Consider the following 12822-nt stretch of genomic DNA (forward strand, 5'->3'; position numbering starts at 1 on the left):
GCGGTGTTATTAACCACATTAATTCGGGGGGGCGGGTTGGGTGGTTTGTTGTCGGTTTCTGGCCTAAACCGCTTTTCGTCCATCGGCCACGGGCGCGGGGGTTTGCCGGCCGGCCGCCACACAAGAAAGTTCAATTGCCCGGTGCGGTCCACACGGCGTCGGAGATGCGCACCGCGTTCGGGATCAGCTTGAGCTTGTAGAAGCGATCGGCTGTCGCCTGCTGGCCGGCGATGATCTCGTCGGTGATCGGGAAGATGCCGAATTTGGTGCGGTTGGCCGCGATCGTCTGTGCATCGAGCGGCACGCCGGTCACCTCATGCAGCGCCGCGGCAACCTTGTCGCGGTTCGCGTCCGCCCATTTCGCCGCCACGCCGAGCGCCGATATCGTCGTGGCGATCGTCTCCGGATGCGCCTTGGCGAAATCCTTGTTGGCGAGGAAATAGGTGTTCACCTTCAGCACCTCGCTGGAGCGCGCCAGCACGCGCGGCTGGTAGCGTGTCTCGGCGATGGCGTAGAACGGATCCCAGACCGCCCAGGCATCGATCTGGTCGCTGGCGAAAGCCGCCGCAGCATCGGCCGGGCTGAGATAGACCGGGGTGATCTGGTCGAAGGGGATGTTTGCTTTTTCGAGTGCCGCGACCAGCAGATTGTGCGCGCTGGTGCCTTTGCCGACGCCGATGCGCTTTCCCTTGAGGTCGGCGAGCGACTGGATCGGCGATGCCGGCTTGACGAAGATCGCTTCGCCGTCGCCATTGGCCGGCAGTGCCGCCGCATAGACGATGTTGGCGCCGGCCGACTGGCCGAAGATTGGCGGTGCGTCGCCGGTCCAGCCGACATCGATGGCGCCGACATTGAGCGCCTCGACCAGCGGCGGGCCGGCGGTGAATTCGACCCATTTCACCGCGACACCCTTGTCGCTCAGCGCCTTCTCGATCACCTGCTGCTGCCGGGCGATGACCGGCAGGCCGGTCTTCTGATAGCCGATGTTGAGCTGCTTCAACTCCTGCGCCGAGGCACTGAGCGAGGCAGCAATGCCCGCCGCCAAAAGGCCAAGGCCGAAAACGCGTCTGGTCAGGCTGAACATGATCCCTCTTCCTTCGCTGCGAACCGGCGCCGGGAAGGGCTCCCTGCCGTGGATGAGAGACAAGGCTAGGTAGGTCTATAAATTTAGTAGAGAAACGATTTTGCGAGTTGGCTGCTTGACGTGGAAATATTTTCTTCAGAACCCAGCGCTCGTCATCCTAGGGCGAAGCAAGGAGCGAAGCGACGCGGCGCAGACCCTAGGATCCATGCCGTGACGTTTGCCGTAGAGTGGAACGGATCAGAATGTCGCTTGTGCGCGAACCGAGGCTCGATACCCTGAAACCATGACCGGCTACGTCTACATGACTGCAAGCCAAAAACGCGGCACGATCTACATCGGCGTCACCAACGATCTCGCCCGCCGCATGCCTGAACACAAATCCGGCCAGGGCGCAGGCTTCACCAGCCGCTACGGTGTTCAACGGCTGGTCTGGTATGAGGAATTCTTCGACATCACCGATGCCATTCAACGCGAGAAGTCGCTGAAGCGATGGCCGAGACAGTGGAAGATCGAACTGATAGAGAAGGCCAATCCGGAGTGGTTTGAGCTGTTTCGCGGAACCGGGTGGTAGGCGCCCGGTTTGTTGCTCCCCTGGAGCGTAGCATCAGCGTCTCGGCATGGATCCTAGGGTCTGCGCCGCGTCGCTTCGCTCCTTGCTTCGCCCTAGGATGACGAAATCGCGAAGGCTGGCGCTAATCACCATCACCTCACTGCGACCAATACTGCCAGGCCCAGTAAAATCCCTCGTCGCGTGGCGGCAGGCGGTCGCGTTCGGCGTCGAGTTGCACCGGGGCCGGCGATTTCGGTTGCGGCTGTGACGACGAGTTCTCCCGCCAGGCGAGCAGCCAGTTGCCGAGATGGGCGAACAGCACCGCGGTGGACTGGGTCATGACATCACTCCTTCTGTTCCAGGGTCGGCGGTCGCCGTGCTGCGAAGGGAAGCAGCCGGTCAAACCGGCAGAAACTTGTTGTCATTCCTTTCCCGCCCACGGAACCAGCTGACGCTCGATTCGGCGGATAATGAATTCCAGCACGAAGGCTATTGTCGCGATCACCACTATTCCCATCACCACGACATCGGTGACCAGGAACTGGGCGGCCGACTGGATCATGAAGCCGAGGCCGCGCGTTGCCGCCACCAGCTCGGCTGCAACCAGCGTCGACCAGCCGGCGCCGAGCGCGATGCGCAGGCCGGTGAGGATCGACGGCAGCGCGCTGGGCAGGATGACATGGCGCACCACTTGGCGCTGCGTCGCACCAAGCGAACGGGCCGCATCGATGCGCTCCTTTGAGACACCGCGCACGCCCGAGGCCGTCGACAGCGCCACGGGCGCCAGCATGGCAATGGCGATCACCAGGATCTTTGACGGCTCGCCGATGCCGAACCAGATGATGACCAGCGGCAGATAGGCGAGCGGCGGGATCGGCCGCAAAAATTCGAGCAAGGGATCGAAGATGCCGCGCCCGACCGTCGAAATGCCCATAGCCAGCCCAACCGGAACGCCGATGACGATGGCCGCGAGCAGCGCCGCGAACACGCGGCCGAGGCTGGCGACGATGTGCTGGAGCAAAGTCGCGTCGACGAAGCCGTCCTTGATCACCACGATGAACTTGGTCCACACGGCAGCGGGCGACGGCAGGAACACCGGCGACACCAGTTGCAGGCGCGCAGACAGCGCCCATGCCGCCAGCGCGGCCAGGATGGTGACGGCGCTGATCGCCCGCGAGGAAACCCCGCGCCGCTTCCGCACCGGCCGCGACCACGGCACCGAAATGGCATCGGCCTCGCCGGTCCCGGTGGCTGGCCGCTCGCTGTAGGAGGTGACGCTCATGCCGCCTCTCCTTCGAAGATCGCATCGGTCAGATCGCCGCGCGCCGCGGCAAAGGCTGGATCGGCCTTGATGGCGCGGATCGGCTCGCCTGCGGCATAGCGCCGGCTGAAACCGGTCTCGAATGTCCGCACCACGCGGCCCGGTCCGGGCGCCAGCACGACGATGCTTGTGGCCAGCACCAGCGCCTCCTCGATGCCATGCGTGACCATCAGCACGCCAACCCGGCTTGCGGTCCACAGGTCGAGCAGCGTCGTCTGCATGCGCTCGCGCGTCAGCGCATCGAGTGCGCCGAGCGGTTCGTCGAGCAGCAGGAATTCCGGTTCGGCGGCGAGTGCACGGGCGAGTCCGACGCGCTGGCGCATGCCGCCGGACAATTCCCAGATGCGTTTGTCGCCGACGCCGTCAAGCTTGACCAGCGCCAGCAACTGGTCGGCGCGGCGCGCCCGCTCGGCTCGCGGCACGCCGCGCAGCCTGAGCGCAAAGGCGACGTTTTCACGAGCCGTCAGCCAGGGAAACAGCGCATCGTTCTGGAACACGACCGCCCGGTCGGAGCCTGGGCCGGTGATCGGCCTGCCGCCGATCGTGGCGACTCCGCGCGCGGGCTCGACCAGGCCGGCGGCGACATTGAGCAGCGAGGTCTTGCCGCAGCCGGAGCGGCCGACCAGCACGACGAAATCGCCCTTGGCGACATCGATGGAAACTCGGTCGACCGCCGGCGCTGCCTGGCCGTCATAGTGAACCGAGACCTTGTCGAGTACGAGATGCAGGTCGAGTACGAGATGCGGCATGAAAAGGGGCTCCGGAAGAAAATCAGCCTGCCCCGGCCCTCGTTAAGCGGATCCGGGACAGGCAGCACGCGGCGTCAGGGAAGAGGAAACCGCGCGTGTTCAGAGCATTCCAGGAAAAGTGTGAAGCGGTTTTCCGTCCGGAATTGCGTAAAACAGAAGATCAGTTCGAGGCCAGAGCCTCGGTCACGTATTTCGACGACACGTATTTCGAATAGTCGGGCAGCACGGCGTCGATCTTGCCCTGCTCCTTGAGGAAGGCCGAAGCTGCCTCGATCGCCTTGACCGTGCCGCCGCCGAGGAATTTGTCGGAAGCCTGCTCTTCCAATGTCGGGAAGACGTAACCCTTGAGGAGCTGCGGCACCTCTTCCAGTTTGGCGCCGGTGATCTTGGCGATCTTGGCCGCTTCCGGCGACGAAACCGACCATGCCTCGGGCTTGGCCAGGAACTGGGCATAGGATTCGCCGGTCACCTTGACGAAATCGCGCACGGCGTCCGGGTTCTTTTCGGCGAAGTCGGTGCGCACGATCCAGGCGTCGAAGGTCGGCGCGCCCCAGGCGGCAACCTGCGAGGAATCCAGCACCACCTTGCCTGTCGTCTTGATCTGGCCGAGCGCCGGATCCCAGACATAGGCCGCGTCTATGTCGCCGCGAGCGAACGCGGCGGCTATTTCCGGTGGCCTGAGATTAAGGATTTCGACCGACTTCGGGTCGACGTTTTCGTGCTTCAGCGCGGCAAGCAGGCTGTAATGCGTGGTCGACACGAACGGCACCGCCACCTTCTTGCCGGCGAGGTCGGCGATCTTCTCGATGCCGGATCCATTGCGGGCGACCAGCGCCTCGGACTGGCCGATCAGGCCGACGACAAAGATGGTCTGGATCGGCAGTTCGCGGCTGGCGGCCGCGGCCAGCGGACTCGAGCCGACATAGCCGATATCGACCGAACCGGATGCAACGGCGGCGATGACATCGGCGCCCGAATCGAATTTGCGCCAGTCGATCGTGGCCTTGGTCGCCTTTTCATAGGCGCCGTCGGCCTGCGCTACTTTGGAAGGTTCGACCACCGTCTGGTAGCCGATGGTGATGTTGAGGTCCTGCGCCTGGGCCGGGCCGAGGAAGGCCGCACCCGCCAAAGCTGCCGACGACAGGAGGACAATGCGTCGCGAAATGCTGGACATGAAAGGCTCCATGAAAAATGAGAAAAACCGGATGCCTGTTCATAGTCAGCTAATTCTATCATTCTTGTAGAGTTAAATCCTTCCAAGCAAGAAGCACTTGTTAGAAAAAAACCACCGGCTGATGCGGGCGCGGTGACCGGCCCGTGTCGAACCGTGCGCAAACGCAAACGGCGCCCGAAAGGTGCTGAAGAGTTGGTGGTCCTGCCAACCCTGGCTACGGAAGAGGCCTGATTTGGTGCTCGGCGCGCCGCTTGCGGCCTGCCGCAGGATCGATGTCGAGCCGTTGAGCCTCACCGACTTCCGCAGCGACGGCCACCGCTGGATGCTGCGCTCAAGCGGCGTGCCGGTGGCCGCCAAGGCCGCCCGGTCTCAGAGCGGCAACGCGGCGTCCTGATATCGGGCGCAGGGCGGCGCCCGAGTTGTCGGGAGTCATGTTTCGCCGATCCGCGGGCTGCGACCCAAAATTCCTGGCAAAGCCCCAAATGGCGCAAATCCATGCTGTAAAAGACGGTTGATTTGAAAACACGTTCCGCGTGTTCGACGGTAAGTATAGTAATCTTATCGACATTGGGAGCAGGAGCCGCCGCTCATCGCCGCTATCGCTCGCGGCTGGCTGTGACCTTAACGGCACAAAGCCTTGCCAAAGTGGCCCCTGCGGCGTGAAAACGAAGCAATATCAAGGTTTCTCGGCTTGTATATCATGTCAGTAGAATTTATGTGTCGAAGCAGCTTGCACGCGGCGGGGAGGCACGTCAGGCGTTTCGCAACCGATGGTTTTGGGCCATCGCCTGACAGAGAAACATTCGGTCTATGCTCACCAAAAAAGGCAAGTACGGCCTCAAGGCGCTGGTCCATCTGGCGCAACTGCCGACGGGACAGCTCGCCTTTGTCGGCGACATCGCCAGCGGCAACAACATTCCGAAGAAATTCCTCGACGCCATTCTGGGCGAATTGCGCAATGCCGGTTTCGTCCAGAGCCGCAAGGGCAAGGATGGCGGCTATCGCTTGGCGCGCCCGGCCGACGAGATCAAGGTCGGCCATGTCGTGCGCGTCCTCGACGGACCGCTGGCGCCCATCCCCTGCGCCAGCCGCACTCAGTATCAGCGCTGTGAAGACTGCAATGAGGCGACATGCCAAGTCCGACATCTGATGCTCGAGGTCCGGCAGGCGATCGCCGAGGTGCTCGACCAGCGCACGCTGGCCGAGATGCGCGACATCGTCCTCGACGACCTTCCGGTCGCGAGGGACATCGACGAGCTTGCGCCGGCGCAAAAGGTCCCCGCCTGATCCTGAGCGTGCTCGCATGAGCGTCGCGCGCGCCAATTCGATCATCCGCAGCTCGATCATCATCGTCGGTGGCGGCGCCAGCGGCGTCGTGTTGGCCGCGCATCTGCTGAAGTCGCCCAACCCGGACCTTCGCGTCACGCTGATCGAAAAGCGTCCGCATTTCGGCCAGGGCATCGCCTATTCGACGCTTTTGTCGGCGCACGTGCTGAATGTCAGCGCTGCGGGGATGAGCGCCTATGCCGACGATCCCCTGAATTTCTGGCGCTGGTTGCAGGGGCGCGGCCTGATAAGCCAGGAACAGACGCCGCAGACACCCTTCTATGCACCGCGCAGCGTCTATGCCCGCTACCTCAAGGAAGTGCTCGACGAGCTCGAAGCGCGCGAAAAGGAAACCGGCCGTCTCAGGCTGATTCGCGAGGAAAGCCTGTCGATCTCGCCGACATCGTCCGGTGTCGAAGTGGTGCTGGCCAACGGCACCAGCGTCGTCGCGCATCTGGCGGTGCTTGCCACCGGCCATGACGAGCAGCCCGGCGCCGGCCAGGGCCACGCCATCCGTATGGGCACCGAGGCCGACACCGCGCTCGATCCTGAAGCCCGCGTGCTGGTGCTGGGCACCGGGCTCAGCATGGTCGATGCCTTCCTGTCGCTCGAGCAGCGCGGCCATCGCGGCGAGATCGTCGCCGTGTCGCGGCGCGGCCTGCTGCCGTCGCCGCACCGCAAGGGCAACCCGATCAAGCTCGACGTCGCCGACATTCCGCTCGGCACGCAGCTCTCCTATTTCGTCGGCTGGTTCCGCGACCTGATCCGCGAAAACCAGAAGGCCGGCATCGACTGGCGCGACGTCGTCGATGGGCTGCGACCCTTCAATCAGAAGATCTGGCAGAACTGGCCGTCCTCGGCCAAGCGCCGCTTCGTCGAGCACACCAAGGCCTGGTGGGACATCCATCGCCATCGGCTGGCGCCCGAGGTGCATGCCCGCGTCACCGAAGCGGTGCGCACCGGCCGCATCCGCCCGGTCGCCGGCCGTGTCGTCGGCATCGAGGCTGGCGATGGATTCACCGTCGGCATCCAGTCCCGCCACACAAAGGCGCTGGAAACGCTGCAGGTCGCCCGCATCTATGATTGCACCGGCATCGCCCGCGACATCTCGACGACGTCGAACAGCGTCGTGCGCTCGCTGGTCGACCGCGGCCTGGCGCGGCCCGACCCGCTGCGGCTTGGCCTCGATGTCACAGCCAAGTGCGAAATCATCGCCGGCGACGGCACCGCATCGGCCAAGATCCTCGCCGTCGGGCCGCTGACCCGCGGCACCTTCTTCGAGATCGACGCCATCCCCGACATCCGCGTGCAATGCGCTAGGCTGAGCAAGCAGCTGCTGGGGTAAAGCTGTTGACGTCGGCGGGATAGCACGCCCCTCAGAGGGGGTGGGAAGGATCGCTACGGAGGGTGTTGGGCTTGAGTCCAAAGCCGGCCTAAAACTGGAATTCCATTCCCCCTCTCGCCGGTTGATTGGCACGATCTACCTTCTTTCCGACTGCAAACGGCCGGAAAAGAAGCTACGCTGCCGCTCTGCCCCCGAGGCGGTCGCTTGTTCAAGGGAGCACATCGACATGAGCGAGCACGGAAAAGCTGCGCCAGGCAGTTCGGACGGCGCGTTATCGCGCCTGCGTCCGCCCTACGCCTCGGTGCTCGACCTCATCGGCCAGACGCCGGTGGTCGAACTGACCAAATTCGACACCGGCAAGTGCCGGCTGTTCATCAAGCTCGAAAGCCAGAATCCAGGCGGCTCGATCAAGGACCGCATTGCGCTGTCTATGATTTCCGCGGCCGAGAAGGAAGGCAAGCTCAAGCGCGGCGGCACCATCGTCGAGGCGACCGCCGGGAATACCGGCCTCGGCCTCGCCCAGGTCGGCATCCCCAAGGGCTACCGCATCATCCTCGTCGTGCCCGACAAGATGTCGCGCGAAAAGATCCAGCATCTGCGCGCGCTCGGCGCCGAAGTGCGCATGACGCGCTCCGATGTCGGCAAGGGCCATGCCGAATATTACCAGGACATGGCCGAGAAGATCGCATCGGAAACGCCCGGCGCCTTCTACGCCAACCAGTTCGCCAACCCGGCCAACCCCGAGGCGCATGAGACCACCACCGGACCGGAAATCCTTGCCCAGCTCGACGGCGACCTCGACGCCGTGGTCGTCGGCGTCGGCTCCGGCGGCACGCTGACCGGGCTTGGCCGCTACTTCGCCAGAACATCGCCGAAGACCGAAATGGTGCTGGCCGATCCCGTCGGATCGGTGCTGGCGCCGCTGATCAAGACCGGCAAGATGGAAGAGGCCGGCAGCTGGACCGTCGAAGGCATCGGCGAGGATTTTGTGCCGCCCAATGCCGATCTGTCGCTGGTCAGGAAAGCCTATTCCATCCCAGACAAGCAGAGCATGCTGGCCGTGCGGGACCTGCTTTCGAAGGAAGGCATTCTCGCCGGCTCGTCTTCCGGCACGCTGCTGTCGGCCGCGCTTCGCTATTGCCGCGAGCAGACGACAGCGAAACGCGTCGTCACCTTCGTCTGCGACAGCGGCAACAAATACCTGTCCAAGGTGTTCGACGATTTCTGGCTGGCCGAACAGGGGCTGGCCGAACAGGAACAGCATGGCGATCTGCGCGACCTTGTCATGCGCTCGCACCGCACCGGCGACACCGTCTATGTCGGCCCCGACGAAAGCCTGCTCAACGCCTATGGCCGCATGCGCCGCTCCGATGTCTCGCAGCTGCCGGTGCTGGACAATGGCAAGCTGGTCGGCATTATCGATGAGGGCGATATATTGGCCAAGGTCGACGGCCCCTATGACGGCCGCTGGGACCGCTTCAACGCCCCGGTGCGCACCGCCATGACCTCCAATCTGCACACGCTGCAGGCCAGCCAGACGCTGGATGCGCTGCTGCCGGTGTTCGACCGCAACGAGGTCGCCATCATCTTCGATGGCGACGAGTTCGTCGGCCTGATAACCCGTATCGACCTGATCAACCATTTGAGGCGCGCACGATGACTGCTGAAACATCCCCATCGGGCAAGAACCGCCTGGCTTTTTCCACGCGCACCATCCATGGCGGCCAGAGCCATGACCCGCTGACCGGCGCGGTGATGGTGCCGATCTACGCGACCTCGACCTATGGCCAGCAGTCGCCCGGCGTGCACAAGGGGTTTGAGTACGCCCGCAGCCAGAACCCGACCCGCTTTGCCTTCGAGCGCGCGGTGGCCGATCTCGAGAGCGGCTCCGCGGCCTTTGCCTTTGCTTCCGGCCTGGCGGCGATCTCGACCGTGCTCGAGCTGCTCGACAGCGGCGCCCATATCGTTGCAACCGACGACATCTATGGCGGCTCGTTCCGGCTGATGGAGCGGGTGCGCAAGCGCTCGGCCAATCTGCAGGTGAGTTTTGTGGACTTCACCGATCTGGCGGCGGTGGAAGCAGCGATTCGCCCGGAGACAAAACTGCTCTGGGTCGAAACTCCGACCAATCCGCTCCTGCGTATCGTCGACCTCGAAGGCGTTGCGGCACTCGCCAGGCGCAAAGGGGTTTTGACGGTCGCCGACAACACGTTCTGCAGCCCCTACATCCAGCGGCCGCTGGAACTCGGCATCGACATCGTCGTGCACTCGACGACGAAATATCTCAACGGCCATTCCGACATGGTCGGCGGCGTCGCCATCGTCGGCGACAACAAGGACCTCGCCGCCCAGCTGAAATTCCTGCAGAACGCCATCGGAGCCATCTCCGGTCCCTTCGACAGTTTTCTCGCGCTGCGCGGCATCAAGACACTGGCGCTCAGGATGGAGCGGCATTCCACGAACGGCCTGAAGATTGCGCAGTGGCTGGAGGCGCGAAAAGATGTGCGCCGCGTCGTCTATCCCGGCCTGGCCAGCCATCCGCAGCACGCCATCGCCGTCCAGCAGATGCATGCCTTCGGCGGCATGATCTCGGTCGACCTCGACCGCGACCTCGCCGGCACCAAACGCTTCCTCGAACGGACGCAACTGTTCACGCTGGCTGAAAGCCTCGGCGGCGTCGAAAGCCTGATCGAACACCCGGCGCTGATGACCCACGGCTCGATCCCGGCGGAAAAGTGCGCGGAAATCGGCATTTCGGATTCGCTGGTGCGGTTGTCGGCGGGGATCGAGGATGGCGATGATCTGATCGCCGATCTGGACCAGGCGCTGCGGGGGTAGGCGTACCGGATGCGTACCGATGACAATGAGGGGCGGCGCTGACCGTGAAGATTAAATCCCAATCCGCCGCGCGTTAACACATTCAGCAGCCTTTGCTTAACCCTTCGCCGCTATGTCCCGCCTCGGGGAGGCATGGCGAGAGTGAGTGTGATGGACAACAGCCCGGAAAAGCGCAGCGAATGGCGAGCCATCTTTTATGTGCAGGCCCGCGTGGCCATCCTGTTCGTCCCGGTCGTCGCCAGTCTTCTGATCATTGCCGCACTTGCCGGCAACGACCACAGTCCCGACGCCCTCGACCGCACGGTTACGGGCTCGGTGAAATAGCGGCACGGCCGTCGGCTTGCCTGCCCGGGAACGGCCGCCTCAGAAAAACTTCGGGATCGGGCCGTTCTGCGGCGTCACGTCGCCTTCCAGGTCGATGAACGCCTCGTCGACAAAGCACCAGGCCCAGCCTTCCGGCGGGTCGTAGCCTTCGATGACAGGGTGCTTGGTGGCGTGGAAATGCTTGGTGGCGTGGCGGTTGGGCGAGTCGTCGCAGCAGCCGACATGGCCGCAGGTGCGGCAGAGCCTGAGATGCACCCACATGGAGCCGCTCTTCAGGCACTCCTCGCAACCGAGCGCGCTCGGCGTCACCGTCTTGATGTCGCGCGTGTGTTTGCATTCATCCATTATGCTCTCCTGGCCAGTTCGGGCGCTGCTGCGTCGGGTCGCGCGAGATAGGCGTGCAAGGCAGCCACCACCTGGGCGCCTTCGCCGACGGCGGCGGCGACCCGCTTGACCGAGCCGGAGCGCACGTCGCCAATGGCGAACACGCCGCTGCGGCTGGTCTCCATCTGGCCCGCCCCTATGTCGGCGCCGGTGCGCACGAAGCCCCTGGCGTCGAGCGCGATATCGCACCCAGCCAGCCAATCGGTGTTGGGGTCGGCGCCGATGAACAGGAAGAGATGCTGGATCGGGCGCGTCTCGACGCCGCCGGGGTTGCGCCAGCGCAACTGGGTGAGATTGCCGCCTTCGCCTTCCAGCGCCTCGATCTCTGTCTCGCCAAGCACCTCGATGTTGGGTTGCGCCTCGATACGCTCGACCAGATAGCGCGACATGGTTTCCCTGAGGCCGCCGCGGCGCGCCAGCATCGTCACCTTGCGGACCTGGCTGGCGAGATAGACCGCCGCCTGCCCCGCCGAATTGCCGGCGCCGACCAGCGCCACTTCTTGCCCTGTGCATAGCCGCGCCTCGATCGGCGAGGCCCAGTAATGCACCGACGTGCCCTCGAACTCGGCCAGCTTGGCGACGTCGAGGCGGCGGTAGCGCGCGCCGCTGGCGATCACCACCGTGCGTGCGCGCAGGCTTTCACCGTCGCCGACGGTAAGCGTGTAGCCCTCGCCTGCTGCACCGAGCAGCTTGGCCTCGTCGGGGATGACTATTTCGACGCCGAATTTCTGCGCCTGGTTATAGGCGCGCGCCATCAGCGCCATGCCGGAAATGCCGGTGGGGAAACCCAGATAGTTCTCGATGCGCGCGGAGGCGCCGGCCTGGCCGCCGAAGGCGCGGCAATCGAGCACGATGGTCGACAGCCCTTCGGATGCCGCATAGACCGCGGCCGCCAGCCCCGCCGGCCCGGCGCCGACAATGGCGACGTCATAGACCATGTCGGGATCGATCGGCCGCAGCAGGCCGATGCAGCGGGCAAGTTCGGTTTCGCCGGGATTGTGCATCAGCTTGCCGTTGGGGCAGAGCACGATCGGCAGATGGTGCGGGTCAACATGAAAATGCTCAATCAGCGTCTTGGCGCACGGGTCGCTGTCGGAATCGAGCGCGCGGTGCGGCTGGCCGCTGCGGCGCAGAAATCCCTGCAGCCGCAGCGTGTCGCCATTGCCGGCCGGGCCTACGACGACCGGCCCGCTCGAGCCGCTTTCCAGAAGCCCGACGCGGCGCAGGATCAGCGCCCGCATGATCCGCTCGCCAAGGCTTGCCTCCTGCACCATCAGGTCGCGCAGCCGCTGCGAGGGGATGACGAAGGCCTCGACCGGCTCGGCCGCCTCCGCATTGACCAGCGACGGCCGGCTGGAAAGCTGCGCCAGCTCGCCGATGAAATTGCCTGGGCCATGGGTGACGATGGTCTCGCGCCGGCCGGGCCTGACATCCTGGGTGATATCGACCGTGCCCGACAGGATGACGATCAGCCCCGGCGCCACGGTGCCGGCGGTGACGATGTGCTCGCCGGCGGCATAGGAACTCGCCTCGCCGAACCGGCGCATGCGCTCGATATCGGCGTCGCCCAGGATGGGAAACATCTGGTCGCGGCGGGTGACGGTGATCGGCTGGGTGGGTGGGGCCATAGGTGCGAACGTAGCGCCGAGACGGCCGGGTTTGAAGTGGTTTGTTGGAGGACTGGCCGGAAGGGGAGGTGGCTCCCGCGCCAGCTGGTTCGGATGCTT

The 12822-nt window shown here is 64.5% G+C and carries 14 protein-coding genes; 7 read left to right on the plus strand and 7 right to left on the minus strand.

The window, feature by feature from the left end:
* Positions 1-130: 130 nt before the first annotated feature.
* Positions 131-1084, minus strand: a complete 954-nt coding sequence (locus NKI10_RS22050) for a sulfonate ABC transporter substrate-binding protein (RefSeq protein ID WP_023687582.1) — start codon at positions 1082-1084, stop codon at positions 131-133.
* Between the two features lie 283 nt (positions 1085-1367).
* On the opposite strand from NKI10_RS22050, the gene NKI10_RS22055 reads away from it, so the two are divergent.
* Positions 1368-1655 carry a GIY-YIG nuclease family protein gene (locus NKI10_RS22055; protein WP_023710330.1) on the plus strand — a complete coding sequence of 96 codons (288 nt, stop codon included), beginning with the start codon at positions 1368-1370 and terminating at the stop codon, positions 1653-1655.
* Between the two features lie 136 nt (positions 1656-1791).
* Here NKI10_RS22055 and NKI10_RS22060 read toward each other — a convergent pair whose 3' ends face one another.
* From NKI10_RS22060 to tauA, 4 genes are all read right to left on the minus strand, one after another.
* On the minus strand, positions 1792-1974 hold the full coding sequence (locus tag NKI10_RS22060) for a hypothetical protein (protein ID WP_023672089.1): 183 nt from the start codon (positions 1972-1974) through the stop codon (positions 1792-1794).
* 81 nt (positions 1975-2055) lie between these two features.
* On the minus strand, positions 2056-2916 hold the full coding sequence (locus NKI10_RS22065) for an ABC transporter permease subunit (protein ID WP_352861937.1): 861 nt from the start codon (positions 2914-2916) through the stop codon (positions 2056-2058).
* Positions 2913-3704, minus strand: a complete 792-nt coding sequence (locus NKI10_RS22070) for a taurine ABC transporter ATP-binding protein (protein ID WP_352861939.1) — start codon at positions 3702-3704, stop codon at positions 2913-2915. Before NKI10_RS22070 ends, NKI10_RS22065 begins: the two co-directional genes overlap by 4 nt.
* Positions 3705-3864: 160 nt before the next feature.
* Complete coding sequence (gene tauA / locus NKI10_RS22075) at positions 3865-4878, minus strand: taurine ABC transporter substrate-binding protein (RefSeq protein WP_023710332.1); 1014 nt, start codon at positions 4876-4878, stop codon at positions 3865-3867.
* Positions 4879-5110: 232 nt separating this feature from the next.
* Here tauA and NKI10_RS22080 point away from each other — a divergent pair, with 232 nt between their 5' ends.
* The 6 genes from NKI10_RS22080 (at position 5111) to NKI10_RS22105 (ending at position 10711) form a co-directional block, all read left to right on the plus strand.
* Positions 5111-5272, plus strand: coding sequence for a hypothetical protein (locus NKI10_RS22080; protein WP_352861941.1), 162 nt, complete (start codon positions 5111-5113; stop codon positions 5270-5272).
* Between the two features lie 416 nt (positions 5273-5688).
* The gene (locus tag NKI10_RS22085; protein ID WP_023692934.1) at positions 5689-6165 is read left to right on the plus strand and encodes an RrF2 family transcriptional regulator; all 477 of its coding nucleotides are present in this window, start codon (positions 5689-5691) and stop codon (positions 6163-6165) included.
* 16 nt (positions 6166-6181) lie between these two features.
* On the plus strand, positions 6182-7549 hold the full coding sequence (locus NKI10_RS22090) for an FAD/NAD(P)-binding protein (RefSeq protein ID WP_023672083.1): 1368 nt from the start codon (positions 6182-6184) through the stop codon (positions 7547-7549).
* Positions 7550-7775: 226 nt separating this feature from the next.
* Positions 7776-9209, plus strand: coding sequence for a pyridoxal-phosphate dependent enzyme (locus NKI10_RS22095; protein ID WP_023819314.1), 1434 nt, complete (start codon positions 7776-7778; stop codon positions 9207-9209).
* Positions 9206-10387 (plus strand): trans-sulfuration enzyme family protein, encoded by a 1182-nt coding sequence (locus NKI10_RS22100; RefSeq protein WP_023819313.1) that lies wholly within the window; start codon positions 9206-9208, stop codon positions 10385-10387. The genes NKI10_RS22095 and NKI10_RS22100 overlap by 4 nt, the downstream gene beginning before the upstream one ends.
* A gap of 132 nt (positions 10388-10519) precedes the next feature.
* Positions 10520-10711, plus strand: a complete 192-nt coding sequence (locus tag NKI10_RS22105) for a hypothetical protein (protein WP_196813750.1) — start codon at positions 10520-10522, stop codon at positions 10709-10711.
* 39 nt (positions 10712-10750) lie between these two features.
* Here the strand turns inward: NKI10_RS22105 and NKI10_RS22110 are convergent, their stop codons facing one another.
* Entirely contained in the window at positions 10751-11056 is a 306-nt protein-coding gene (locus tag NKI10_RS22110) for a UBP-type zinc finger domain-containing protein (RefSeq protein WP_023698083.1), read from the minus strand.
* Positions 11056-12723: an FAD-dependent oxidoreductase gene (locus tag NKI10_RS22115; protein WP_023819312.1), complete on the minus strand. Its 1668-nt coding sequence runs from the start codon at positions 12721-12723 to the stop codon at positions 11056-11058. The genes NKI10_RS22110 and NKI10_RS22115 overlap by 1 nt, the downstream gene beginning before the upstream one ends.
* Positions 12724-12822 lie beyond the last annotated feature (99 nt).

The sequence above is a fragment of the Mesorhizobium sp. M0802 genome, from assembly GCF_040320115.1.
Lineage (GTDB): Bacteria > Pseudomonadota > Alphaproteobacteria > Rhizobiales > Rhizobiaceae > Mesorhizobium.